Origin of the sequence: Brevibacterium sp. 'Marine' (assembly GCF_012844365.1) — a bacterium.
Taxonomy (GTDB): domain Bacteria; phylum Actinomycetota; class Actinomycetes; order Actinomycetales; family Brevibacteriaceae; genus Brevibacterium.
The window spans coordinates 2,011,236-2,036,822 of record NZ_CP051626.1 but is presented as its reverse complement, the minus strand read 5'-3'; the positions used below and the strand labels follow the sequence as shown (position 1 = coordinate 2,036,822).

Sequence of the window (25,587 nt, the reverse complement as noted above, 5' to 3'; positions counted from 1 at the left end):
GCCCCATCCACAACGAGCAGGGGGAATACCTTGGTAATGATGCCCAAGCCCCGGTTTTGATGGAGCACAGGCTCGTGCGCGAGCTACGCAACTGGTCCCATCGTGCTGAAATGATTTGCTCGAAACCCGGTGGGAGTCGCACCTCCTAGTACTACAGTCGCGTTTATTAGGTGTGTCCGCGGCGTCGGTAGTGGTATGTCCGGGCAACGTGCTGGTGTCTTCGTCGCCAGCGTGAGCGTTGCAGCACCCGTCCCGCGTAGGCGGGTCGGTCCAGGACGAGAGTGGCGATGAGGTAGCGGATCTCGGGCAGGCTCAGCCCGATGAGTTCGGCGTCGTTTCCGACTCGAGCCCCCTTTTTGAGCGTGTGACGGTCAGGAAGGCATGGGCGAGCATGGACAAAGTGATGTGTCGATACCAGCCTGTGTATTGACGGACTTGGTAGTGGTCGAGCCCGGTGTGGCCTTTCGCGGTCTGGAAGGTCTCCTCGATGGCCCACCGAGTGCCGGCGACCCGGGCCAGCTCAGCCAGACTCACGCGTTTGGGTGCATGGCAGAGGTAGTACGCGAGGTCTGCCGGATCAGCGAGACTGCGATGGGCCAGGAGCCAGTATTCGGCATCGGGATCACGGTGGCCGTTGATACGAGCACGCGCCCGCGCGTAGCGGCGGTCGCCTTTCGTTCCCTGCCCAGCGGAGCGAGTACGCCACGCGGCAGCCGGCAGTGCTGCGATGAGCGCGTCGGCGCGATACTCGATGCCGATGACCGATGCCGAGGTCTTCGCGATCACGTGCTGATTGGACGCGACGGCGAGCACGTAGTTCACCTGGCGGTCTTCGAGGCACTTGCGTAGCCGGTAGTGACCTCCGTAGACGGCGTCGCCGGTCACCCACGACGCGGGGACCCCGCCGTCGATCGCTCCGGCGATCATCTGCATCGCCAGCTCTGGTTTGGTGCGAAAGCCGCGTTCACTGGGTATCCCGGCACCTCGGCACCGTTGCAGATCGCCGGTCCATGACTTCGGTAGATACAGCTCACGGTCCAGGAAAGTCCGGCCCTCGGACGTCGCGTAGGTGAGGAACACCCCGACCTGCGCATTCTCGATCCTGCCCGCCGTGCCCGTGTACTGCCGCGCCACCCCGGCCGACCGGTCGCCCTTCTTCACAAACCCCGTCTCATCGACGATGAGGACCCCGTCCCGGTCACCGAGATGGTCGACGACGTACGAACGCAGGTCATCACGAACAGCGTCGGGGTCCCAATCCGTCGTCGACAGCAGCCGCTGCATCGGATCCGGCACCGCCTGCCCTACCTGCTCGGACAGTGTCCACGAGTTCTTCCGTTCCCGCTCCGACAGCAGCCCCTGCATGTAGGCGACCGCGTTCTTCCTCGGCTCCGAACGCGCGAACCGCGGCCCGATCAGCGCCGCGATCTCATCCAGCCCCGCCGCCCAGTCCTGTACATCCGCCACAGCAATATCGTCACCCATTGCCCAGGACTAGGGCGTGTCTGATAAATGCTGTAACCAGGCGATCACACCGTTGAGCACGACAGCTGCTCGGTAGACGATGCCGAGTTTGTCATACCTCGTGGCTAGTCCGCGCCACTGCTTCATACGGGCATAACCGCGCTCGATGACATTGCGGCCCTTGTACTTGATGGCGTCGAACTTCGGTGGCCGGCCACCCTTGGACCCACGCCGGAGCCGATGACCCTGCTGATCCGACGGTTCGGAAATGACGGCCTCGATCCTTCGCGACCGCAGCAGCGCGCGATTGGCTTTCGACGAGTACGCTTTGTCGCCAAGGACCGCGTCCGGGCGGGTGCGACGACCGACTTTCAGATGCTCCAACAAAGGAGCAAACATCGGGCTGTCGCCGTCCTGGCCAGCCGTGCAGAGCGACACCAGCGGCAGTCCGTGGCCATCGACGAGCTGATGAGTCTTCGTCGACAGGCCCCCGCGGGACCGACCGAAGGCGTGGTCAGGCGACTCGGCCAGCAGATCCTTGTAATTCGACGAGTCCCTTTTTTACGCGGCTGATGTTCGTCGCGTGTTGGTGCGCGCGAGCGATCGTGGAGTCGACCGAGACGGTGAAGTCGACTTTGTCATTCTGTGCTGCGTAGGCAGTCAATGCCTGGTGGATAGCATCCCAGGTGCCGTCGGCGGCCAGGCGGCGGTGCCAGGTCCACACGGTCTGCCATCTGCAGAAAGTCACAGGCAGATCGCGCCAGGCGATGCCGGTGCGGTAGCGGTAGATGATGCCCTCGATCATCTGTCTGGGGTCGGAGAAGGGCCGGCCCCGCCTACCTGTCGGTGTTGGTAGGTAGTCGGCGATGAGTGCCCATTGGTTGTCGGTGAGTAGTTGGAATCGAGACACGATTCCAGGGCGGGACTGATGCAAGGTGAGGTGACACCTTGACCTGACCTGGCTTGTCTCAAGGCAAGTCTGGAAGGATGGACACCATGCCACAGCCGTATCCGAAAGAGTTCCGCGACGACGTCATCCGCGTCCTGCAGACCAGGGATTACAAGACCACGATCGGACAGATCGCCAAGGACTTCGGAGTCCACGAAGGCAGCCTCGCGAAATGGCTGCGCCAAGCAGAGATCGAAGCCGGCAACAAACCCGGCAACACGACCGACGAATCGGCTGAACTGCGCGAGATGCGTCGGCGCAATCATCTGCTGGAACAAGAGAACGAAGTCCTGCGCCGCGCAGCCGCGTACTTGTCGCAGGCGAATCTACCGTCAAAAGGCTCTACCCGCTCGTAAGCGAGCTCGCCACCGACGGGGTCCCCGTGGCGGTGACGTGTCGGGTCTTGAAGCTCTCACGCCAGCCCTACTACCGGTGGCTGGCCGCACCTGTCCCTGCAACCGAGGTTCGTGAAGCGTATCGGGCCAACGCATTGTTCGACGCTCACCGGGATGATCCCGAATTCGGGTACCGGTACCTCGCCGATGAAGCCGAAGCCAGCGGACAGCCGATGGCGCCACGCACCGCCTGGCGGCTATGCTCAGACAACGCCTGGTTCTCCGCCTTCGGCAAGGGCCGGGCGAAGAACGGTAAGCGGCCGGGCCCGGCCGTTCATGACGATCTGTGCGTCGTCATCGACGGTGATGGGAAGTCGCGGCATGAGTTCCGCGCTACCGCCCCAAACGAATTGTGGTTGACCGATATCGAGCGCCACGAGGCGCTTCTGAACCTTGCGGTGGTGAAAGGACACCGCCTCGCGTCTGTCGCAGCAGGTGTGTGATAGCTGGAGGACGATCTGCCGTGCTGGCGTGAGCTCGGTGGGTGGAGCAGTCCTCGACAACGACGAGTCGCATCAGTACTGCCAGATGGTGCGGGCTCGGCTAGCGAGACGGAGAGGCATACGAATAGGAACCAGTGGCTGAAAGCCCCTCGATTGAAGACCACCGACTCCAACCTGGTGGATGTGGGTCGGGTCGCATCGCGCATCCTCGCCGCTTCGGTGGCGGGGAGAACTCCTGGGCCGGGTGATGTCGCCGGTTGGGAGGCCACGGTGAATGCCTGGGGCGTAGCTGTGGCGAGGATGGTGGGGCATAACTGGATGCCGATCCCGTCGAATGGTTCGCAAGTGAACGTGGGAACCATCCTGGCCCCGCCGGAGGAACGTCGCCGCCAGCGACGAAGCCAACGGCTGAGTGCACGGTCTGCTGTTCGGACCGGGATGGGGCGGAGGGCCTGTAGTAGTCCGAGACCGGGAAAGCCGGTCACATGGCAAAGAGGCCCAGTGTGATCGCAGGATCGAGAAGCAGTAAGGGAGATACAGCCGTGAATGCGGATGTTTCGTGGCCAGTTGACTCAACAGAGGCGTGGTCACGAGTACTGACGATGCAGACGAAACTGCACCAATGGGCGACGACCGATCCTGGTCGTCGTTTCGATGATGTGTTCAACCTGGTCTATGACCCGGGATTCCTGGTTGCGGCGTGGACCCGGGTGCAGGGGAACAAGGGAGGTCGCACCGCTGGAGTCGATGGGATCGCACCGCGATCTGTGACGCCGCACCGTATGCACGGGATGCTCGCTGAGTTGCGCGAGAGCGTGCAGAGCGGCGGGTTCGTTCCGGAGCGGGTGCGTCAGAAGTCGATCCCGAAGGCGAATGGCAAAGTCCGGCCGCTGGGGATCCCGACGATGACGGACCGGATCGTTCAAGCCTCCCTCTAGCTGGTGCTGGAACCGATCTTCGAGGCGGACTTCGTGCCGTCCTCGCATGGGTTCCGGCCACGCAGGCGGGCGCAGGACGCGATCGCGGATATCCACTAATACGCCTCACGTGGCTACGTGCAGATGTTCGAAGCGGACATCACCGCGTGCTTCGACGAGATCGACCACGGCGCTCTCATGCAGCGCGTCCGCGGTCGGATCGCGGACAAGCGTGTGCTGCGGCTGATCCGCGGGTTCCTCAAAGCGGGCGTCCTCAGCGAGGACGGCGTGAACAGGGAGACCTACACCGGCACCCCGCAAGGCGGGATCCTCTCGCCGCTGTTAGCGAACATCGCCCTGTCCGTGGTGGACGAGCACTTCCAACGCAAGTGGGACGCGCTCGGGCCGCAATGGTCGCGCACGAAGCATCAACGCGCCGGGGGCGCGACGATGAAGTTGGTCCGCTACTCGGATGACTTCGTCGTCCTCGTCCGCGGGTCCCGCGCCGTTGCTGAAGCGCTCTGGGACGAAGTCGCCGCAGTGCTCGCGCCGATGGGTCTGCGCCTGTCGGTCGAGAAGACGATGGTCACGCACATAGACACCGGAATTGATTTCCTCGGGTGGCGTATCCAGCGCCGCCGGATCAGAGGCCATGGCGGGAAGAGAGCGACGTACACCTATCCGTCACGGAAGTCGATAGCTTCCATCAAGGACAAGGTGCGAACGCTGACCCGCCGGGCATCCCATCGAACGCTCGCTGATCTGTTGCGCCGGCTCAATCCGGCGCTGCGGGGCTGGTGCACATACTTTCACCACGGTGTCGTGAAACACCTCTTCAGCTACATCGACCACTTCGCCTTCTGGCGGATCGTCGGATGGTTGAAGAAGCGACACCCGAAACTGAGAATGCGCACCCTGGTGCGTCGCCATCTGCCCGGTTGGCAGATCCGCGACCAAGGAGTTGAGTTCTTCCGATGCCAGCAGGTCACCGTGGCCCGCTACCGGTATCGCGGAACCCGTATCCCCACACCATGGACGAGTGCCTTGGCGTGATCACATGGAGAGCCGGATGTTCAGGAATGGGCACGTCCGGTTCGGAGGGCGGCCAGCAGAAACCCACCAGTTCAAAGACTGGCAGGGCGCTGCTGGCCGACCCTACACCGAGCACGACACGGATGAGGGCAAGCTGTACATGTGCGCGGTCAAGGACGTCTACTTGTCGCGGATCGTCGGTTACTCGATCGGACCGCGGATGAAGGCGCGCCTGGCCGTGGATGCGCTTGAGATGGCCGTGGCCCGTAGGGGTGTGTGATGTGGGCGGATGCGTGACGCACTCAGATCGCGGAAGCCAAGCCGAATTCAAGTGGTCGTTGCAACACCGACGTCAGGGAGGTGTTCGATGGGAGTCCGTGGAAGACAGCAACGGGTCCAAGCGTATCGGGGACAGATCGTGTCGCCAGGCCGTCCGACCGTGGCCTGGAGGCAGGACCGCGTAGAGTTCTGGCAGGCTATCGCACGAGGAGCAAAGACCCGAGAAGCAGGCAATGCAGCGGGTATTTCCGAACCCGTCGCCCACCGGTGGTTCCGGCATGCTGGTGGTGTGAATCCACAGTTGACCCCAACCGTGTCAGGACGGTATATCTCCTCGTCAGAGCGAGAAGACATTGCGTTATGGCGAGCCCGGGAAATCGGCATTCGGGAGATCGCTCGTCGATTGGGCCGCAGTCCTTCGACGATCTCTCGAGAACTGCGACGTAACGCCTCGACGAGAACGTATCACCTGTCATACAAGGCCTCGACAGCCCAATGTCATGCTGAACGCCGTGCCCGGCGTCCGAAGGTCGCGAAAATGGTGACCGATGACAGGCTGCGCCAGTATGTTCAGGACAAACTCAACGGTGACATTGTCACTGCTAATGGCGAGATCATTGACCCCGAAGGGCCGGCATGGGATGGGAAGAACAAACCCCACCGTGGGGACCGCGAGTGGGTCACAGCGTGGAGTCCGCAGCAGATCGCGAATCGGTTGCCCGTGGACTTCCCTGATGATCCGACGACGAGAATTTCGTATGAAGCGATCTATCAGGCCCTTTACATCGAATCCCGCGGTGGTCTTGACCGCAAACAGTCATGGCACCTGCGTAGAGGCCGTACCAAGCGGATGCCGAGAGCTCGGACGCGCCAACAGACGTGGGCACACGTCACCGCCGAGACTGTGCTGTCCAAACGGCCAGAAGAAGCCGAGGACCGCAAGACTGCCGGCCATTGGGAAGGAGATCTGATCATCGGTTTGAAACGTTCAGCAGTAGCCACCTTAATCGAGCGCACCACCCGATACGCAATACTCGTTCACCTACCGCGACAAACCGGATATGGGCTCATTCCTCCGAAGAAGAATGCGCCTGCAATGGCTGGCTACGGGGCGTTGACAATGAAGGATGCACTGATCAGGGCGATGATTCCGGTGCCACCGTCGTTGCGTCGATCGCTGACCTGGGACCGCGGCAAGGAGCTGTCAGCCCATGAACTGTTCACTGATGCCACGAAGACCCCCGGTGTACTTCGCCGATGCGAAGAGTCCGTGGTAACGCGGTAGCAACGAGCACCTCAACGGGCTACTGCGCCAATACCTTCCGAAAGGTACTGATCTCTCGCGGTGGAGTGCCGCCGAGATCGCTGCGATAGCGACAGCGGTTAATAACCAGCCACGTGGCGTCCTTGGATGGAAAACTCCTGCTGAGACCTTCGAGGACCAGTTACGCTTAGTCCAACAACCAACTGTTGCAACGACGAGTTGAATACGGCCAATTCAGATCGAAGAAATTCACGCGAGCCCTGGACCGCCACAGCATCGTCGGATCGATGGGCCGAGTCGGCGCGGCCGGTGACAACGCGGCCATGGAATCGTTCTTCGCTCTGTTGCAGAAGAACGTTCTTGACCGTCATCGATGGGCCACGCGAGACCAGCTGCGAATCGCGATCGTAACGTGGATCGAGCGGACATATCACCGGCGTCGGAGACAAGTTCGGTTGGGCCGATTGACACCGGTCGAGTACGAAGCAATCATAGAGCCAGCTGCACTCGCAGCTTGACACTCACACTGTCACCGATCCTCGCATCAGTCCCGAGTTGATGACGCGAGTGGCGGAAGACTGGATGGTTGGATGAGATGAGGTTTAAATTGTGGCAGAACTGATATGGACACCAACTCGGGCTCCGTCTATGGAGGCCTTCTTCGGGTTTGACTTACAACCCATTCCGGTCATTCCTCTCATCGCCGGGATACTTACTCTGGCCTACACTGCCGGGTGGATCCGACTCCGAGTCAAGAAACGACCGTGGCCGGTCTGGAGAGGCACACTGTTTCTGCTTGGATGTCTTCTCCTCGCAGCAGTGATGGGCTTGGCCATTGAAGGCTACGGACAACTCATGTTCTCGGTCTTTATGTTCCAGCAGATGACGCTGATGATGGCCGTGCCTCCACTGCTTCTCCTCGGCGCGCCGGGAACACTGTTGTTGCGCGCCACCCCCCGCAATCTTCCAGGACGCATTGCCCTCAAAGTCGCGATCTTCGGTCTCCGATCATGGGCGGGAAAGATCATTGTCCACCCGTTTTTCTCGATCCCCCTCTTCCTTGCCCTCTTCTACGGCCTCTACCTTTCCGGCGCTGCGAGCACGCTTCTGGGCATGGGCATGGTCGGACACGTCGGATTGGAACTGGTCTTCCTCTTCACCGGCGTTGTGTTCAATGCCACGCTCATTCCTGCCGATCCTCTACCAGTCCCCGAATCACATATCGTGCGCATCTTCCATTCCTTCCTCGAAGCCGGTCTCCACGCCTTTTTCGGTGTCATCGTCATGATGGCGACACTGCCCCTCGTCGACCGCTTTGCTCAACCACCGGGAGCGTGGGGAATCGACGTCATGGAGGACCAGAAGCTCGCTGGAGGGATTGCCTGGGCTTATGGTGAGGGCCCAGCTGTGCTGATTTTGGTGGTCGTGCTCATCACATGGTTCCGGCAAGAAGATAGAAACAATCGAATCAGAGACCGACACATCGATGCCTTTGGCGACAAAGACCTCGACGCTTACAACGCTTACCTGGGGCGACTCGCCAGCGGTGAGGAACGAATCTGACTCCAGCCCACGATCCATCTCGAAAGCGGATAAGCCCGACACACAGTGACTGATGCAGGGTTTGGTGACACCTTATCTGACTTGTTCTCAGGCAAGCCTGGAAGGATAGACACCATGCCCCAGCCCTACCCGAAAGAGTTCCGCGATGACGTCGTCCGTGTGGCTTTGAACCGCGACGAGAGGACTACGATCGCCCAGATCGCCAAGGACCTCGGAGTCCACGAAGGCACCATCGCGAAATGGCTGCGCCAAGCAGACATCGATGCCGGCAACAAGCCGGACAAGTCCACGGACGAGTCCGCCGAGCTGCGAGAGCTGCGGAGGCGGACTCGTCTGTTGGAGCAGGAGAACGAAGTACTGCGTCGTGCCGCCGCGTACTTGTCGCTGGCGAACCTGCCGTCAAAAGGCTCTACCCGCTCGTGAGATAGCTCGCCGCCGACGGGATCCCCGTGGCGGTGTCGTGCCGGGTTCTCAAGCTCTCACGCCAGCCCTACTACCGATGGCTGGCCGACCCTGTCCCCGAAGCCGAGGTGCTCGAGGCGTATCGGGCCAACGCCCTCTTCGACGCCCACCGGGACGACCCCGAGTTCGGGTACCGGTACCTGTCCGACGAAGCTGAGGCTGCCGGTGAGTCCATGGCAGTGTGCACCGCATGGCGGCTGTGCTCGGATAACGCCTGGTTCTCGGCCTTCGGCAAGGCCCGAGCCAAGAATGGGAAGAAGCCCGGCCCACCTGTTCACGACGACCTGTGCGTCGTTACCGATGCCGATGGGCGGGTTCGGCACGAGTTCCGTGCTGAGTCCGTCAACGAGCTGTGGTTGACCGATATAACCGAGCACGACACCGATGAGGGCAAGCTGTACATGTGCGCGATCAAGGATGTCTATTCCTCGCGGATCGTCGGCTACTCCATCGGGGCCCGAATGAAGGCGCGGTTAGCTGTTGATGCCCTCGAGATGGCCGTGGCCCGTCGCGGTGGTGACGTGGCCGGGTGCGTGACGCACAGCGATCGCGGCAGCCAATTCCGGTCGAAGAAGTTCACCCGTGCTCTGGCCCGTCACGGCCTGGTCGGGTCGATGGGCAGAGCCGGCGCGGCTGGTGACAATGCTGCCATGGAGAGCTTCTTTGCTCTGGTACAGAAGAACGTTCTCGACCGTCGCCGGTGGGCGAGCCGGGAGCAGTTGAGGATCGCGATCGTGACGTGGATCGAGCGGACGTATCACCGGCGTCGACGGCAAGCCCGGTTGGGTCGTTTGACACCGATCGAGTACGAAGCAATTATTGAGTCACCTGCAGTCGCAGCGTGAGACCCCGAATGTCACCTCGCCTTGCAGCAGTCCCCTACAACACCGCAGCCGTCCCCACCCGGGCTTACAAACCGAAGGAGAAAGCCAACGTCGAATCCGGCGTCAAGATCGTCACGAACTGGATCATCCACTACCTCGCCGACCGACACTTCGCCGATATCGACGACCTCAACGCGGCCGTCGCCGACCGGGTCGAGTGGATCAACGACCGCACCCCGTTCCGCAGCCAACCGCGATCCCGGCGGGACTGGTTCACCGATGGCGAAGCCGGCGACCTCATCAGCCTGCCCGACCAGCCCTGGCAGGACGTGACCTGGAAGAAAGCGAAAGTCTCCCGCGACTGGCACATCCAGATCGAAACCATCAAATACTCCGTGCCCGCCGCCTTCGTCGGCACCACCGTGGATGTACGCATCATCGGCAACCGACTCGACTCCTCGCCGCCGGCGACATCATCGCCAACCATCGAGTGGCTGCGAAGAAGCATTCGTATGTGACCGACGCCGACCACGCCCCAGCCTCTCAAGGCGAGACTGCTGGGTTGTGGACTCGCGGCTACTTCCTCCGCCAAGCCGCGAAGACGGGACCGAACACGGTCGAGGCGCTCACCCGACTGCTGGACACCAAGAAGATCGAAGCCCAAGGGTTCAGAGCCTGCATGAACATCCTCTCCCTGGGCAAGGGCGATAACAGGCCCCGGCTGGAACAAGTCTGCCACACCCTGTGTGCCGATGAGCGCCGACCGATCAGCTACACCGCGGTCAAACACCAGCTGACAGCTGTTCGGGCTCAGGCGAAGCAACGACCGGCAGTCGCACCACCACCATCACCGGCCCCGGTCCCTGCAATGTCGAGGGATACCAGCCGGGCTCACCTGAGCGGTGTTAATCAATTCCGGCTGACGGCGCTGACGAACGATGAGGAAGGATCCGACCAATGAGTAATCACCTGACGACTGATGAAATGGCGACGTTCACCCAGCTGCGGATGACCGCGTTCGGACAGGCCATGATCGATATCGCCAACGATTCCGACTACGACGACTGGACGTTCTCAGCGAAGATCCACCACGCTCTCGATATCGAGCTCGCTGCCCGGGCAGAACGCCGCGTCCATAAACTCCTCAAAGCCTCACACACCCCGAATCCGGCAGCCTGTGTCGAAGACGTCCGCTACTTGCCCGATCGGACGCTGACTTGCGACGTTGTTGACCGGCTCGCCTCATGTGCCTGGATTGAGAATGCGACGAACGTGATCATCCTCGGCAAGACCAGTGTCGGCAAGTCCTACCTGGCGCAATCCCTGGTCAACGCTGCCTGCCGGAAGGACTACACCGTCGCCTACTGGCGGTTAGATGACCTGGGGAACCGTCTGATCCTGGAGGATTGCGATTCCTCGACGGTCTGCAAAACTGCGACGTCCTCGTCCTCGATGACTTCCTCACGAACCCGATCTCGATGGACACGACAGCGAAGATACTGAACATTCTTGCCAGCAGAGAAGGCCGCGGAGCCACGAACGTCACATCCCAGTTCGACCCCGAGGACTGGTACAAATCACTCCACGATGCTGTCATCGCCGAGTCAATACTCAGCCGGCTCGTATCCGTCAGCGAGATCGTCCAACTCGATGGCCCGAACATGCGGAAGAAGACAAGACAACAATCCGAAGCCGGTAGTCCGGCGTGACCGTAAGCTAGGAGTGCGGGGCGCCGGAGTGGTGCTACCGGATCCCCGCGCTCCTGCTACCACTTCGTTCCACGCGTGCTACCGAATGCCAATTCCCTAAAACAACCACCATGTGCCGTTCATCATTGTCGACTCCGTCGTCAACGGCCAGCGAAGATCGATCCCTGAACTGTCCACCCCCGCTTGCTGATGGTCCACGACAGCGCATCTTCACCCCTGAGCAGTTGCTTGCACACCTCGCCGACGACGAAGAAGCCGGCGAGCAACAGCAGGGCGGGCCTATCGGACCAGCGAGGGTCTAGACTCCTCGCTGCTCATCGATTGGCGCTGGACGCGTGAGGCCACACCGGAAGAGGGCGGCAGAGATGGTTGTGAATAGACCTGTGGCCCGGACTCAAAATGAGTCCGGGCCAGGGTGACTAGGCGATCAGATCAACGTATCAGTGCGCGAAGTCGCCGCGATCGTGTTCATAGGTGAGGCCGACGAGTGCGATGATACCGACCACAACACCGAACGGGAAGATCCACCAACCCATGGCGATTCCGTAGAATGCGACGGCGGCGGCTCCCGCGCTGACGATCGGCCACCAACTCCACGGGCTGAACATACCGTAGTCGGCATCAGCGTCCGAGATCTCGGCGTCGTCGTTGTCCTGTGGCTGACGGCCGACACGACGGTCTGTCATCCACAGGTAGATGCCGATAATTCCGGACATTCCCCCTAAGAGCACTAGCGCGGGGAAACCAGCCATCTCCGTGAAGTCGGTATAGAAGCCGTAGACGATGCCTACAACCACGAAAAACACGGCGGAGAAGTTGAAGACGAAGATCGAAGCTCTCATTTGACTGTGCCTCCTGCCAGCTGTTCAACATTGGAGTGACCTGCGTATTCAAGCAGCTCAGGATGATTGAGGTCGAAGGCAGGACGCTCTGAACGGATCCGCGGCAGAGAAGTGAAGTTGTGACGCGGGGGCGGGCAGGAGGTAGCCCATTCGAGCGAACCTCCGTAGCCCCACGGATCGTCGACAGTCACCTTTGGTGCGTTGCGGTATGTGATCCACACGTTCCAGAAGAACGGAACCATCGACAGACCCAGCACCAGCGAGCCGACCGTCGACACCTGGTTCATCCAGGTGAAACCATCCTGCGGCAGGTAGTCGGCGTAACGGCGCGGCATGCCTTCGACACCGAGCCAATGCTGGACGAGGAACGTACCGTGAAAGCCGATGAACAGCATCCAGAAGTGGATGTGTCCGAGCTTCTCGTTGAGCATCTTGCCCGTCCACTTCGGCCACCAGAAATAGAACCCGGCGAACATCGCGAACACCACGGTGCCGAAGACCACATAGTGAAAGTGAGCAACGACGAAGTAGGTGTCGGACACCTGCTGGTCGAGGGCTGGGCTTGCCAGGATGACTCCGGTGAGACCACCGAAAAGGAACGTTGCGAGGAAGCCGATCGACCACACGATCGGTGTCTCGAAGGTAATCGAGCCTCTCCACATCGTGCCGATCCAGTTGAAAAACTTCACCCCGGTCGGGATCGCGATGAGCATCGTCATGAACGCGAAGAACGGCAGTGCCACAACCCCAGTCACGTACATGTGGTGGGCCCATACCGTCACGGACAGTGCAGCAATAGCGACTGTCGCGAAGACGAGTTCCTTGTAACCAAAGACAGGCTTGCGGCTGAATACCGGCAAAATCTCTGTGACGATGCCGAAGAATGGCAACGCGATGACATAGACCTCCGGGTGTCCGAAGAACCAGAATAAGTGCTGCCAGAGAATCGGTCCGCCGTTGGCCGGACTGAAGACATGCGATCCGAGGATCCTGTCTGAGGCGAGGACGAGGAGCGCCGCAGCCAGCGGCTGGAAGGCCATTAAAACGAGGATACCGGTGATGAGTACATTCCAGGTGAAGATCGGCATCCGGAACATGGTCATGCCGGGAGCACGCATCGTGATCACAGTGGTGATGAAGTTGACGGAGCCGAGGATGGTTCCGAAGCCCTGCAGGGCGAGTCCGAGCACCCACAAGTTGCCACCGGCGCCCGGTGTGAACGTCGTATTGCTCAATGGCGCGTAGGCGGTCCAGCCGAAGGATGCCGCACCCTGAGGGGTGAGGAATCCGGAGATGGCCACAAGGCTGCCGAAGAGGTACATCCAGAAGGCGAAGGCATTCAGCCGCGGGAAAGCCACGTCCGGAGCGCCGATCTGCAACGGCATGATGACGTTGGCGAAGCCGGCGAACAGCGGGGTGGCGAACATCAGCAGCATCAATGTCCCGTGCATGGTGAACAGCTGGTTGTACTGTTCCTTGGTCTCAACGATCTGCATTCCGGGCTCGAAGAGCTCGAGGCGAATGATGAGCGCCATCACACCGCCGAGGCAAAAGAAGAAGAACGAACCGATCAGATACATATAGCCGATCGTCTTGTGATCCGTCGACGTGATCCAGTCGACGATGACCTTGCCCTTGCTCCGTGGAACTACCGGAGCATCAAGAGCTGCCTGATCCATCGTGGCGGTCATTTCTCAGCACCTTCTTTCGGGTACCAGTTGCGATCATACTCCGATCCCAGCTGTCCTGTGTTGCCCTGATCGGCAAGCGACTGCGTGTACTTCGTGAACTCTTCCTTGGACACGACCTTGACGTTGAAAAGCATCTCCGAGTGGTATTCGCCGCACAGCTCGGCACACTTGCCGACATACTCGCCCTCTTTCTCGGCGCGCAGATGCAGACTCTGATCACGGCCGGGAATCATATCACGCTTCTCCAAGAAGGCGGGGACCCAGAAGGAGTGGATGACGTCACGCGAATGCAGGCGGATCTCGAGATCGGTGTCGACCGGGAGGTAGAGGACCGGAGCGGTCTTCTCCGGCTCCTCGGTGCCGTCGAGAGCGACCTGAGTGCCGGCGTAGTAGACGTTCTCTGTTTCGTAATTGAAGTCCCAAGCCCACTGCTTGGCAGCGACCTCGATGACCTGCTCGCCCGGAGTCCTATCATCCGTCGTCTGCTCCATGACCTGGATAGTCTGGAAGAAGAAACCGAGCACGAGGACGAGCGGGGTCACGGTGAAGAGGATTTCGATCGGCATGCTGTAGCGCATCTGCACCGGCAGTCCGCGATCGTTCTTGCGGCGGCGGTAGGCGACCATGGCCCACAGGATGAGTCCCCACACGATGAGGCCCACGATGAGAAGGGCGATCCAGCCGCCGTTCCACAGCGCTGTATAGGCATCCGTGTGGTTCGTCGCGCCTTGCGATTCGACGGGAAAAAATCCTGTGGCGATCTGCTCTTTAGTGCAACCCGATAGCAACGCCGGTATCAACACGGCGCTCAGAATGCCGAGCCGCTTCGCCCAGGACCGCTGCGGTCCTGACTGATTCGGAGAATCCACGTGCAGCCTTTCACAACGTTCTGCGTCTCCAGGTCAGGCCGAGAGACGTGTACTTACTCTGTCACTCATAAGACTACCGCTACACGCGGTAGAAATTCACCTGCAGATGTTCATTTGTTGAGAACATGCTGACAGACACTGCCCCTGAGCGCGGATTCTAGGTGCGCGGAGTATTCGAGGCCGCTGATCTCCGACACGCCGAGGCTCGCGAGATGTGATGTCTGCCACTGGGTGTCGATGAGCCAGTCCCTCTGTCCCGCTTCCTCATCCGCCGAGGTGGATCGGCTTTCTCTGGTGTCGACGTCGGTGCCGTCGAAGAGTCCGACGAGGTGGGCCAGCGCGGCCTTCGAGGCGTCCCGCTGAGTGTGAAACATCGATTCGCCGGCGAAGAACGAACCGATGGCGACTCCGTAGAGTCCGCCGACGAGCTCATCGTCGTTCCAGACTTCGACCGAATGCGCCCACCCGTCGTCGTGGAGGCCCTGGTAGAGCTCGATCATCTCCTCGGTGATCCAGCTGCCCGTCCGCGCTGGGTCGGCACACGAGCGGATGACGTGCATGAAGGCGCGGTTGGTGGTGAAGGTGAAGTGCTTCATCGATTTGCGCAGGCTCTTCGTCACGCGCAGGTCACCGGGAAACAGAACTCCACGTCGTCGTGGCGCCCACCATCCCATCCGACCGGTGCCCCCGTGGCCGACCCCCATGGGGAAGAGTCCGGCCCGATACGACAAAAGGACCTGGGGCTGCGTTGCCGTATATGACACGGCACGCAGATCCTCCAGGTCCATGAGAAGCGCTCCTCCTCAGCCGAGGCTGATCAGTGGAACGAGTCTCCGCAGGCGCAGGATCCGCCGGCGTTGGGGTTGTCGATGGTGAAGCCCTGCTTCTCGATGGTGTCGGAGAAGTCGATGGTCGACCCGCTGAGGTAGGGAACGCTCATCCGGTCGACGATGACCTCGACGCCGTCGAAGTCGCGGACTGCGTCTCCGTCGAGGAAACGCTCATCGAAATAGAGCTGATAGATCAGTCCGGAACATCCGCCGGGCTGGACAGCCACGCGCAGGCGCAGGTCGTCACGACCTTCCTGTTCCAGCAGGCTGCGGACCTTGTCGGCAGCGGTCGACGACAGCTCCACCTCGTGGGTGGCTTCTGCTTTTTCGGTCACAGTCATGGTTACTCCTTTTCGCGTTCCTGTCCCCAGGCTACACCGGTGACAACGTCGGTGCCCGGCAAGCTATTCCCCGTTCGTGTCATCCTTGGTCGCCGAGGCGCTGCAGCAGCAGTGCTTCGGCGACGATCGCGGCCTTGAAATCGGGCAGGTAGAGCGATTCGTTGGCGCTGTGGGCCCTGGCGTCGGGATCTTCGACGCCCGTGACGAGGATCGATGCGCTGGGAAACACATCGAGCAGATCGGCGATGAAGGGAATCGATCCGCCGATGCCCATCGTCACCGATTCGGTGCCCCAGGCATCGGTGAGCGCCTGACGCGCGGTCCGCACGACGGGGTCGTTCTCGTCGGCCTGCCAGGGGCTTCCGCCCTCGGTCTCACCGATGCTCAGCTGCGCGCCGAAGGGCAGATTCGCGCGCAAGTGCTCTTCGACGGCCTTGACCGCCGAGGCGGGGGTGTCCCCGGGCGCGAGTCGGATCGAGAGCTTGGCCTTCAGTGAGGACTGCAGGGTATTCGAGGAGACCGCCACATCGGGAATGTCGAGGCCGATGACGGTGATCGACGGCTGGGTCCACAGACGGGAGGCCAAGGTGCCTGCGCCGATGAGCTCGGTCTCCGCGAGCACTCCGGAGTCGGTGCGCAGAGTCGCCTCGTCGTAGTCGATGGACGTCTCCGCGCTCGAGTGCAGGCCGGCGACAGCAACGGAGCCGTTGTCGTCGTGGAGGGTGGCCAGCAGCTTCGTCATCGCGAGCATCGCATCCGGTGCCACTCCCCCGTACATTCCCGAGTGCACGGCGTGGTCGAGCGTGGAGACCTCGAATTCGACGGCGCACATTCCGCGCAGACTCGTCGTCAGGGCCGGAGTGCCCGCGGCCCAGTTGCCCGAATCGGCGACGACGATGACATCGGCACGCAGACGGTCCCGGTAGGTCTCGAGGAAATTGCGGAAGCTCGGGCTGCCAGCTTCTTCCTCGCCTTCGAAGAAGAGCGTCACACCCACACCGAGGCGGTCGGCCAGCAGCCGCAGAGCCGTGAGATGGACCATGATCCCCGCCTTGTCGTCGGCGGCTCCACGGCCGAAGAGACGGTCGCCCTTCCGGGTGGCGACGAAGGGTTCGGTGTCCCAATCCTCGGCGCGTCCGGGCGGCTGCACGTCGTGATGGGCGTAGAGGAGGACGGTCGGGGCGCCTTCGGGCGCCGGCACGGAGGCCACGACGGCCGGGTATCCAGGGGTTCCGTCGGGCTGGTCGGCGCTGAGGATGTCGACGTCGAGGCCGAGGTCGCTGGCCAAGCCGGCGACCGCCTCGGCGCTGGCCGTGACATTCGCGGCGTCGAAGCTCGGCCAGGCGACGGAGGGAATGGCTACGAGATCCGTGAGATTGCCGAGGACCTCCTCGAAGATGGCGTCCAGTTCGGCATGCAATTGTGCACTGTCAAGTGCTGAAGTCGATTCGCTCATTCTCCAAAGGTAGTATTCATCTCGTGTTCGGAAGCAAAAAATCTCGCGCGGAGGACGAAACCTCTGCCTCTCAGCCAGTCCATGACGACCTCTCCGCAGAAGCCGACGCCCGTCGCGATGCGGAAGCGAAGAAGGGACGGCCCACGCCCAAGCGCAGCCAACAGGAGTCTGCGCGCCGTCAGCCATTGGTGAACAAGGATCGCAAGGTTGCGAACCGACGAGCCAAGGAGCAGCAGAGGCAGGAGCGTGATCGCGCGCGCATCGGAATGATGAACGGTGAGGAGAAGTATCTCACCCGCCGCGACAAGGGACCTCAGCGCCGGTACATCCGTGACTACATCGATGCCCGCTTCTCGGTCGGGGAGATCTTCATCCCCGCCGCGATCCTCATCCTCGTCATCGCGTTCACGCTGCCGGTGCAGATTCAGCAGTACTTCACGTATGCCGTCTGGGGCCTCATCGCACTGATCATCCTCGACGGGTTCGTGCTCAACTACATCCTCAAGAACCGACTGCGCAACAAGTTCGGAGAAGTCGAACGGGGAATCACCTTCTATGCGGTCATGCGCAGCATCCAGCTGCGTCCGCTGCGCATGCCCAAACCGCAGGTCAAGCGCCGTCAGTACCCCGAGTGAGCAGTCTGCTCGGCTCGAGGCCGCGGACGATGCGGCCGGGGAAGAACGGACCGGAGTAGATCATCTCCGAATAGACCTGAACCAGATCGGCGCCCGCGGCCAGTCGTGCCCGGGCGTCTTTCGCATCCGCGACTCCCCCGACGGAGATGACGGTGAGCTCATCGCCCACATGCCTCTTCACCAGACGCAGCACCTCGAGTGAGCGTGCGGCCACCGGACGTCCGGAGATGCCGCCGGCCTGACCTTCGGCGAATTCCGCCTCGGCACCGGTCAGCACGGACCGGTCGATCGTCGTATTCGTCGTGATGAGCCCGTCGACGCCGGTGCGCAGGGCGAGGTCGCAGATCTCAGCGACATCCTCATCGGCGAGATCCGGGGCGATCTTGACCAGCAGCGGCACATGACCCAGCGATGAGCGCGGACTGCCCACCACCTCGGCGGCGGTGTCTCGGACGGCGGTGATGATCGGCTCCAGGCTGCCCACGGACTGCAGGTCGCGCAGACCTGGGGTGTTCGGCGAACTGACATTGATCACGAGGTAGTCGGCCAATGGAGCCAGCGCCCGGGTCGAAGCGGCGTAGTCGGACACCGCGTCGGCCGCCTCGACGACCTTCGTCTTGCCGATGTTGATGCCCACGATGGGACGCAGGCGCTGCGGGAGGGATTCGACCTTCGCCCGTTCGGCGGCGATGTTGAACGATGCCTGACGGGCTCCGTCGTTGTTGAACCCCATCCGATTGAGCAGGGCGAGGTTCTGCCGCAGACGGAACAGCCGCGGACGATCATTGCCCGGCTGAGCATGTGCGGTGATCGTTCCCACCTCGATATGGCCGAAGCCCAACGTCGACAGCGCGCGGACTCCCACACCGTTCTTGTCGAAACCGGCGGCCAGGCCGACGCGGTTGGCGAAGGGCAGTCCCATCACCTCGATGGGCCGGACGGTGCCGCGGGCGCAGACGAACCGGAGCAGACGCCCGAGCAGAGGAACGGAGTCCAGGAGCCGCAGAGCGGAGAACGAGATGTGATGGGCCCGTTCGGCATCCATCGGGACGAAGAGGAGTCTGAAGATCAATGAGTACACGCACTCCAGAATATGTCAGAGTCCCTCACGGCATCAGCAGGCGCGTGCCGCACCGCTTCAGCAAGTCGGCGTGTTAGGCATTAGGATCGAACCAACGTTCGACGACGACTGAAAGGGAACTCATGGCTGGTGCATCCACCCTCAGCAGCTACTCCACGACCTCACCGGCGAAGGCCACCGCCTCCGTACTGGTGCTGGCGGCAGCAGATTCGACGGTCCTCGGGCTCGCAGGCGCGAAGGCGGCGAAGACCGCTCTCGACGACGCCGCGCGGGCCATCGGGTTCAGCGGAAAGGCCGGATCCACCGCTCGGGTTCCCGCTCCGAAGGGTATCGCCGCGGACTCCGTGCTGCTCGTGGGACTCGGCGATTACGATGCCGACGACTCCGATGTCGCCGCCACGGCCGAATCGCTGCGCCGAGGCGCGGGTGCCGCACTGCGCGCGCTGGATGGAGCCGAGTCGATCGCGCTGGCCCTGCCCGCCGCCACTCCGGCCGAAGTCGAAGCGGTCACAGTCGGCGCCGGACTCGGCGCCTACCGCTTCCTCGACTACCGCAGCGAAGACAGGACGCCGGGAGTCATCACCGTCATCGGCCCGAAGGGCAAGACCTTCGCGGCGGCCCATGGCGCCGGCGAAGTCATCGCCGCAGCGACGAACAGGGCACGCGACCTCGTCAACACTCCCCCGCTGGATCTCTATCCCGAGTCCTACGCAGAGATCGTCAAGGACCAGGCCAAGGACCGCAAGCTCAAGGTCACCGTCCTCGGTGAGAAGGAACTCAGGGCCGGAGGCTACGGCGGAATCATCGGCGTCGGCCAGGGTTCGACCCGCGGGCCTCGACTCGTCAAGGTCGAATACGCCCCGCGTGGGGCGAAGCGCCATCTCAGCTTCGTCGGCAAGGGCATCACCTTCGACTCCGGTGGAATCTCGCTCAAGCCCGCGAAGAGCATGGAGGACATGAAGTCCGATATGGCCGGTTCCGCGGCCGTCGTGCAGGCGCTCTTCGGCATCGCCGACCTCAAACTGCCCGTGCGGGTCACCGCGTGGCTGCCGCTGGCCGAGAACATGCCCGGATCCTCGGCGCAGCGTCCCAGCGATGTGCTGAAGATGCGCAGCGGCAAGACCGTCGAGGTCACGAACACCGATGCCGAGGGCCGACTCGTCCTCGCCGATGCACTCACCGACGCCGGGGAGGAGAACCCGGACCTGCTCATCGACGTGGCCACCCTCACCGGTGCGCAGATCGTCGCACTCGGCGAACGCACCTCCGGCGTCATGGGCTCCGAAACCGCACGGGCGGAGGTCATCGCCTCGGCGTCCGTGGCCGGTGAGCAGATGTGGGCGATGCCGATCCCCGAGGAGATGCTCTCCGGGTTCGACTCCACCGCCGCCGATCTCACGAACTCCGGACCGCGTCCCGGCGGCATGCTCGCCGCAGCCGCGTTCCTGCGGGAGTTCGTCGGTGAGGATGCGAACTGGGCGCATATCGATATCGCCGGACCGAGCTTCAACGGGTCCGCACCCTTCGGCTACACGCCGAAGGCCGCAACCGGAGCCGCGGTGCGCACCCTCATCGAAATCGCGAAGGCACAGGCCTGAGCACAATGGTTCTACACGCTGTCGAGGGCAACGTGATGATGCCCACCTGTGTCCAATCAGACAGCATTTTTCTTCGCCCCGGCAAAGAAAAGTGGAAAGATATGACTGAAAGCTGCGTACTGCAGGCTTATTCACAGCTACGAGGAGAAATCCGTGAGTGACGAATTGACCTACGACCTTGTCGTTCTGGGCGGCGGAACCGGTGGCTATGCCGCTGCTCTGCGAGCCGCGGAGCTCGACATGAAGGTCGCTTTGATCGAACGCGACAAGGTGGGAGGCACCTGCCTGCACCGCGGCTGCGTGCCGACGAAGGCTCTTCTGCACGCCGCAGAAGTCGCCGACTCCGCCAAGCACTCCGAGACCTTCGGCATCGAAGCCGAGTTCAAGGGGATCGACATCGCCAAGGTGCTCGAGTACAAAGACGGCGTCATCACCCGCAACTACAAGGGTCTGCAGGGTCTGGTCAAGGCTCGCGGAATCGACACGTACTTCGGCACCGGCAAGCTCGTCGGCAAGGACACCGTCGAGGTTACCGGCGAAGACGGCAACCACACCGTCAAGGGAACGAATGTTCTGCTCTCGACCGGTTCGACGTCGAAGACCATCGGACTCGAGATCACCGACCGCGTGATCACGAGCACCGAGGCGCTCGAACTCGACAAGGTCCCGAACTCCGCCATCGTGCTCGGCGGCGGCGTCATCGGCGTCGAGTTCGCCAGCGTCTGGAACTCCTTCGGAGCCGACGTCACAATCGTCGAAGGACTCAAGCACCTCGTCGCCAACGAGGACGAGACCATCTCGAAGAACCTCGAGCGCGCCTTCAAGAAGCGCAAGATCAAGTTCAAGCTCGGAGTCATGTTCAAGGGCGTCGAAGAGACCGCAGACGGTGTCAAGGTCACCCTCGAAGACGGTTCGACGCTCGAAGCCGAGTACCTCCTCGTGGCCGTCGGCCGCGGTCCGGTCACCGAGGGCTTCGGCTTCGAAGAGCAGGGCATCCCGATGGATCGCGGATTCGTCCTGGCCAACGAACGTCTCCACACCGGCGTCGGGAACATCTACGCCTGCGGCGATATCGTCCCCGGACTCCAACTGGCCCACCGTGCCTTCGGCCAGGGCATCTTCATCGCCGAGGAGATCGCCGGACTCAACCCGGCACCGGTCGTCGAATCCGGCATCCCCCGCGTGACCTACTGCGAACCCGAGATCTTCTCCGTCGGGCTCTCGTCGGCTCAGGCCGAAGAGAAGTACGGCAAGGATCAGGTCGAAGCCCTCGAGTACAACCTCGGCGGCAACGGCAAGTCCGTGATCCTGAATACGACAGGTCTGATCAAGGTCATCCGGGAAAAGGACGGTCCGGTCGTGGGCGTGCACGGTATCGGCGCGCGCCTGTCCGAGCAGGCCGGTGAAGCTCAGCTCATCGTCAATTGGGAAGCATTCCCCGAGGAAGTCGCGCAGCTCATCCACGCGCACCCCACGCAGAACGAAGCACTCGGCGAGGCCCACCTGGCTCTGGCCGGCAAACCCCTGCACTTCCACTCATAAGATCCGAGGAGACGAATACTCATGTCGAATTCCGTTCAGATGCCGGCTCTCGGAGAGTCGGTCACCGAGGGCACTGTCACTCGCTGGCTCAAGGAAGTGGGCGAAGAGGTCGAGGTAGACGAGCCGTTGCTCGAGGTGTCGACCGACAAGGTCGACACGGAGATCCCCAGCCCGTATGCCGGCACCCTCGAGAAGATCCTCGCCGAAGAAGATGACGTGGTCGAGGTCGGCGGCGACCTCGCCTATATCGGCGACGGCAGCGGCGCGTCCTCCGACGAGGAAGCACCGGCCGAGGAACCCGCCGAGGAGCCTGCTGAGGCACCTGCCGAAGAAGCCCCTGCTGAAGAGGCTCCCGCTGACGAAGCACCGGCAGCCGATGAGGCACCGGCGGCGGATGAGGCACCGACGGAGGAATCCGCTCCTGCCGCTTCTGATTCCGGTTCCTCCGAAGGCACCGAGATCACGATGCCCGCGCTCGGCGAGTCCGTCACCGAAGGCACCGTGACCCGTTGGCTCAAGGAAGTCGGCGAAGAGGTCGAGGTCGACGAACCTCTGCTCGAGGTCTCCACCGACAAGGTCGACACCGAGGTCCCCTCCCCCGTCGCCGGAGTCGTCCAGGCTCACCTCGCGGACGAGGACGACACCGTCGAGGTCGGCGCGCCTCTGGCTCGCATCGGTTCCGGTGCCCCGTCCGAATCCGCGCCGGCCGAGGAAGCCCCCAAGGACGAAGCTCCCGCCGAGGCTGCCCCGAAGCAGGAGGCTCCCAAGGAGGACGCTCCTGCCGACGAGGCACCGAAGCAGGAAGCCCCCAAGGAGGAGGCCCCGAAGCAGGAGTCGGCTCCCAAGCCGGCCGCAGCCGCATCGGCGCAGTCGGCTTCCGCCGCTCAGGCCGAAGAGCCTGTCGACGCCGCGGCTCAGGCCCCTGCCGCCGCCGACACCGTGGGCGAGAACGCCGCCTACGTCACACCGCTCGTGCGCCGCCTGGCCCGCGAGAAGGGTGTCGACCTCTCGCAGGTCACCGGCACCGGAGTGGGCGGACGCATCCGCAAGCAGGATGTCGAGGCGGCCGCGAAGAGCGCTCCCGCCGCGGCCCCCGCTGCACAGTCCGGCGCACCGGCCGCCGCGTCCAAGGCTCCGTTCAAGGTCGAGATCCCCGAGGAGGTCGCGAAGCTGCGTGGCACCACGGAGAAGGCTTCGCGCATCCGCCAGACCATTGCCAAGCGCATGAGCGAGTCCCTCGATGTCTCTGCTCAGCTCACGCAGGTCATCGAAGTGGATATGTCTCGCGTCGTGAAGCTGCGCAAGGCCAACAAGGAGGCATTCCAGGCCAAGCACGGTTCGAAGCTGACCTATCTGCCGTTCTTCGCGAAGGCCATCGTCGAGGCGCTTCAGGTGCACCCGAAGGTCAACGCGCAGTACGATCTCGAGTCGCAGCAGATCACCTACTTCGATCACGAGCACCTGGCCGTCGCGGTCGACACTCCGCGCGGACTGCTCGTTCCCGTGATCAAGGATGCCGGTGACCTCAGCGTGGCGGGCCTGTCCAAGGCCATCGACGACGTCGCTGACCGGACCCGCAGCAACAAGATCATGCCGGATGAGCTCTCGGGCGGAACGTTCACGGTGACCAACATCGGTTCCGTCGGCGCGCTGTTCGACACGCCGATCATCAACCAGCCGCAGATGGGCATCATCGGCACGGGTGCGATCGTGCGTCGTCCCATCGCCGTGAAGACGGCCGACGGCGACGAGGCAATCGCCATCCGTGACATGGTGTACCTGCCGTTGACCTACAACCACCAGCTGGTCGACGGTGCGGATGCGGGACGTTTCCTGCAGACGATCAAGGCACGTCTGGAAGAAGGCAATTTCGAGGCCGATCTCGACCTCTGAACCTGACTCTTCCACACACCTTTCGAGGGGCCGACCACGCATGGTCGGCCCCTCGGGGCATTCACGGCTCGGCGATCTCGCGGACCTCTGCAACGAGCCATCTTCCCTCGACCTTCGCCAGCTCGAATTCGACCGACTGGGCGGCGAACTCCTGCAGAGCGTCACCGCTGCTCGCGCTCGAACGCATGAGCGCCGAGGCGACCACCCGGTCATCGTCGGCGGCAACGATCGTCACGTCCTCGATATCGATCGAATAGTCCGAGTCGGCATATGCCGATGGATCGATGAGCTCATCCGCCGCCGCGGCAGCGGACTCGGGGACCGTCAGCGCCTGCAGAGCTTCGCTATCGCCGTCGCTGAGCGCGGCTGCTCGGGACTCACACAGATCCCTGAGAACACCGGTGACCTCGTCGACGCCGAGAGACGACGCCTGCTCGGGTGACGGGCCGGACCCCTGGCCGGACGACTTTTCCTCCCGGATCGAGGACGCGCTGGACGACCATGATGACCAGACGACGATTCCGCCGAGCAGCGTCAGAGACACGGCGAGGCCGATGAACAGCGTGCTGCGTCCCAGTACTCGCGACAGGGCCATGGCCCTCAGCCGTGACCGCAGTGAATCCAGAGCACCCAGGATCTGAGTCAGCAGTCTTCTTCGTGCCTCCGCTCGCTTCCGCCTCGAACGCCGCGAGCTCTTCGCCCCAGCACGCAGCGGTGAGACTTCTCCGCCGCGCAGAGGCGGAGCCGGAGACCCGAGGTTCGACTCGACATCCCCCGTCGAACCCCGACTCGGCCTGAGTCCGGAGGCCACACGCAGACGCGCCGTGAGCGCCGATTCGGGTGCCGTTGCACTCTCGGCGGGAACCAGCGGCAGCGCAGCGGGTCGGTCGAGGCTACGCAGCGACTCGGCCGCCTCGGCGAGGGCGGTTTCCAACCCGACATCGGACGCCGCGGCGTCGAGGAGACCGGCGACGAGCGAACGCAGGGCCGACGATGATTCGGCAAGTGCCAGGTCCACCGGCAGCAGAGCCTCGGCCCATGGCCTCCCGAAGACGGCATGGTAGATCATCTCCCCCACGGCTCGCCGCGGCGTCGTCGTTCTCGGCGCGCAGACGCCGGGAACGATCACCGGCCGGCCTTCGGCATCGAGGGCGAAGGACGACAGAGCCAGACGCTCCTCCGGGCGCGTGCAGACCCGCAGTTGTTCGACTATGCCGAGGAACAGCGTGCACAGCTCGGGCTCGGTCAGACCCTGATAGGCGCGGACGACGTCGAGGACGAGCCCACCGGGTGAAGCGGGGACGATGAGAAGGGAACGGGGGCCGTTCGGAAGTGCCACCTCGGCGAGGGCGAGAACACGGGGATGATCGGCATCGAATTCTCTGTGCACGACGCCCCACGCACTGCGACCGTCGGAATCGCGGACACGATGGATATCGTCCGCGATCGTTGCTTGGAACTCCCATGTCATCGTTCGTCATCTCCGTTGATGAAGCTGGATGCCGTTT

General features: G+C 62.7%; 21 protein-coding genes and 5 pseudogenes. 16 read left to right on the top strand and 10 right to left on the bottom strand.

Features of this window, described 5'->3' with window-relative positions; translation table 11 throughout:
- Window positions 1-312 precede the first annotated feature (312 nt).
- Together HF684_RS09210 and HF684_RS09205 are read right to left on the bottom strand one after the other, a co-directional pair.
- Window positions 313-1,437 carry an IS701 family transposase gene (locus HF684_RS09210; RefSeq protein ID WP_169253850.1) on the bottom strand — a complete coding sequence of 375 codons (1,125 nt, stop codon included), beginning with the start codon at window positions 1,435-1,437 and terminating at the stop codon, window positions 313-315.
- Window positions 1,438-1,494: 57 nt separating this feature from the next.
- A protein-coding gene (locus HF684_RS09205) for an IS5 family transposase (RefSeq protein WP_169253849.1) occupies window positions 1,495-2,374 on the bottom strand; the annotation gives its coding sequence in 2 pieces (ribosomal slippage) (window positions 1,495-2,016 and window positions 2,018-2,374; 879 coding nt in all).
- An 86-nt stretch (window positions 2,375-2,460) separates the two neighbouring features.
- On the opposite strand from HF684_RS09205, the gene HF684_RS09200 reads away from it, so the two are divergent.
- From HF684_RS09200 to HF684_RS09150, 12 genes and pseudogenes are all read left to right on the top strand, one after another.
- Window positions 2,461-2,769, top strand: a complete 309-nt coding sequence (locus HF684_RS09200; protein WP_169252231.1) for a transposase — start codon at window positions 2,461-2,463, stop codon at window positions 2,767-2,769.
- 47 nt (window positions 2,770-2,816) lie between these two features.
- On the top strand, window positions 2,817-3,251 hold the full coding sequence (locus tag HF684_RS18660) for a hypothetical protein (protein WP_211168099.1): 435 nt from the start codon (window positions 2,817-2,819) through the stop codon (window positions 3,249-3,251).
- 602 nt (window positions 3,252-3,853) lie between these two features.
- Entirely contained in the window at window positions 3,854-4,189 is a 336-nt protein-coding gene (locus tag HF684_RS18765) for a hypothetical protein (protein ID WP_248279188.1), read from the top strand.
- Window positions 4,190-4,312: 123 nt separating this feature from the next.
- Window positions 4,313-5,221, top strand: coding sequence for a reverse transcriptase domain-containing protein (locus HF684_RS18760; RefSeq protein ID WP_248279206.1), 909 nt, complete (start codon window positions 4,313-4,315; stop codon window positions 5,219-5,221).
- A gap of 106 nt (window positions 5,222-5,327) precedes the next feature.
- Window positions 5,328-5,471 (top strand): annotated as a pseudogene (locus HF684_RS09185) (IS3 family transposase); the annotation flags it as partial.
- A 96-nt stretch (window positions 5,472-5,567) separates the two neighbouring features.
- Window positions 5,568-6,966, top strand: a pseudogene (locus HF684_RS09180) (IS30 family transposase).
- A 7-nt stretch (window positions 6,967-6,973) separates the two neighbouring features.
- Window positions 6,974-7,261 (top strand): annotated as a pseudogene (locus tag HF684_RS09175) (IS3 family transposase); the annotation flags it as partial.
- Window positions 7,262-7,391: 130 nt separating this feature from the next.
- Window positions 7,392-8,306 carry a cytochrome c oxidase assembly protein gene (locus HF684_RS09170; protein WP_248279187.1) on the top strand — a complete coding sequence of 305 codons (915 nt, stop codon included), beginning with the start codon at window positions 7,392-7,394 and terminating at the stop codon, window positions 8,304-8,306.
- 114 nt (window positions 8,307-8,420) lie between these two features.
- Window positions 8,421-9,613 (top strand): annotated as a pseudogene (locus HF684_RS09165) (IS3 family transposase).
- A gap of 8 nt (window positions 9,614-9,621) precedes the next feature.
- Window positions 9,622-10,110 carry a hypothetical protein gene (locus tag HF684_RS09160; RefSeq protein WP_169252229.1) on the top strand — a complete coding sequence of 163 codons (489 nt, stop codon included), beginning with the start codon at window positions 9,622-9,624 and terminating at the stop codon, window positions 10,108-10,110.
- The gene (locus tag HF684_RS09155; RefSeq protein ID WP_169252228.1) at window positions 10,107-10,553 is read left to right on the top strand and encodes a hypothetical protein; all 447 of its coding nucleotides are present in this window, start codon (window positions 10,107-10,109) and stop codon (window positions 10,551-10,553) included. The genes HF684_RS09160 and HF684_RS09155 overlap by 4 nt, the downstream gene beginning before the upstream one ends.
- Window positions 10,550-11,401, top strand: a pseudogene (locus tag HF684_RS09150) (ATP-binding protein). The gene HF684_RS09155 and the pseudogene HF684_RS09150 overlap by 4 nt, the downstream one beginning before the upstream one ends.
- 340 nt (window positions 11,402-11,741) lie before the next feature.
- On the opposite strand, the gene HF684_RS09145 reads toward HF684_RS09150, so the two are convergent.
- From HF684_RS09145 to HF684_RS09120, 6 genes are all read right to left on the bottom strand, one after another.
- Window positions 11,742-12,143, bottom strand: coding sequence for a cytochrome c oxidase subunit 4 (locus tag HF684_RS09145; protein ID WP_169252227.1), 402 nt, complete (start codon window positions 12,141-12,143; stop codon window positions 11,742-11,744).
- The gene (gene ctaD, locus HF684_RS09140; RefSeq protein ID WP_169252226.1) at window positions 12,140-13,834 is read right to left on the bottom strand and encodes a cytochrome c oxidase subunit I; all 1,695 of its coding nucleotides are present in this window, start codon (window positions 13,832-13,834) and stop codon (window positions 12,140-12,142) included. Before ctaD ends, HF684_RS09145 begins: the two co-directional genes overlap by 4 nt.
- Window positions 13,831-14,703 (bottom strand): cytochrome c oxidase subunit II, encoded by an 873-nt coding sequence (coxB, locus tag HF684_RS09135; protein WP_169252225.1) that lies wholly within the window; start codon window positions 14,701-14,703, stop codon window positions 13,831-13,833. Before coxB ends, ctaD begins: the two co-directional genes overlap by 4 nt.
- Before the next feature lie 110 nt (window positions 14,704-14,813).
- Window positions 14,814-15,491, bottom strand: coding sequence for a leucyl/phenylalanyl-tRNA--protein transferase (gene aat, locus HF684_RS09130; RefSeq protein ID WP_169252224.1), 678 nt, complete (start codon window positions 15,489-15,491; stop codon window positions 14,814-14,816).
- 29 nt (window positions 15,492-15,520) lie between these two features.
- Window positions 15,521-15,874 carry an iron-sulfur cluster assembly accessory protein gene (locus HF684_RS09125; protein ID WP_025778316.1) on the bottom strand — a complete coding sequence of 118 codons (354 nt, stop codon included), beginning with the start codon at window positions 15,872-15,874 and terminating at the stop codon, window positions 15,521-15,523.
- Window positions 15,875-15,953: 79 nt separating this feature from the next.
- Window positions 15,954-17,330 (bottom strand): dipeptidase, encoded by a 1,377-nt coding sequence (locus tag HF684_RS09120; RefSeq protein ID WP_166824860.1) that lies wholly within the window; start codon window positions 17,328-17,330, stop codon window positions 15,954-15,956.
- 23 nt (window positions 17,331-17,353) lie between these two features.
- Here HF684_RS09120 and HF684_RS09115 point away from each other — a divergent pair, with 23 nt between their 5' ends.
- Window positions 17,354-17,965 carry a DUF3043 domain-containing protein gene (locus tag HF684_RS09115; protein ID WP_169252223.1) on the top strand — a complete coding sequence of 204 codons (612 nt, stop codon included), beginning with the start codon at window positions 17,354-17,356 and terminating at the stop codon, window positions 17,963-17,965.
- Here the strand turns inward: HF684_RS09115 and HF684_RS09110 are convergent.
- On the bottom strand, window positions 17,940-19,046 hold the full coding sequence (locus HF684_RS09110; RefSeq protein ID WP_169252222.1) for a quinone-dependent dihydroorotate dehydrogenase: 1,107 nt from the start codon (window positions 19,044-19,046) through the stop codon (window positions 17,940-17,942). The two genes, HF684_RS09115 and HF684_RS09110, sit on opposite strands and share 26 nt — an antisense overlap.
- Window positions 19,047-19,168: 122 nt before the next feature.
- On the opposite strand from HF684_RS09110, the gene HF684_RS09105 reads away from it, so the two are divergent.
- From HF684_RS09105 to sucB, 3 genes are all read left to right on the top strand, one after another.
- On the top strand, window positions 19,169-20,644 hold the full coding sequence (locus HF684_RS09105) for a leucyl aminopeptidase (RefSeq protein WP_101555234.1): 1,476 nt from the start codon (window positions 19,169-19,171) through the stop codon (window positions 20,642-20,644).
- A gap of 153 nt (window positions 20,645-20,797) precedes the next feature.
- Complete coding sequence (gene lpdA / locus HF684_RS09100; RefSeq protein ID WP_169252221.1) at window positions 20,798-22,186, top strand: dihydrolipoyl dehydrogenase; 1,389 nt, start codon at window positions 20,798-20,800, stop codon at window positions 22,184-22,186.
- A 21-nt stretch (window positions 22,187-22,207) separates the two neighbouring features.
- Window positions 22,208-24,079 carry a 2-oxoglutarate dehydrogenase, E2 component, dihydrolipoamide succinyltransferase gene (gene sucB / locus HF684_RS09095; RefSeq protein WP_169252220.1) on the top strand — a complete coding sequence of 624 codons (1,872 nt, stop codon included), beginning with the start codon at window positions 22,208-22,210 and terminating at the stop codon, window positions 24,077-24,079.
- A 61-nt stretch (window positions 24,080-24,140) separates the two neighbouring features.
- On the opposite strand, the gene HF684_RS09090 is transcribed toward sucB, so the two are convergent.
- Window positions 24,141-25,550 carry a hypothetical protein gene (locus tag HF684_RS09090; protein WP_169252219.1) on the bottom strand — a complete coding sequence of 470 codons (1,410 nt, stop codon included), beginning with the start codon at window positions 25,548-25,550 and terminating at the stop codon, window positions 24,141-24,143.
- Between the last annotated feature and the right edge of the window lie 37 nt (window positions 25,551-25,587).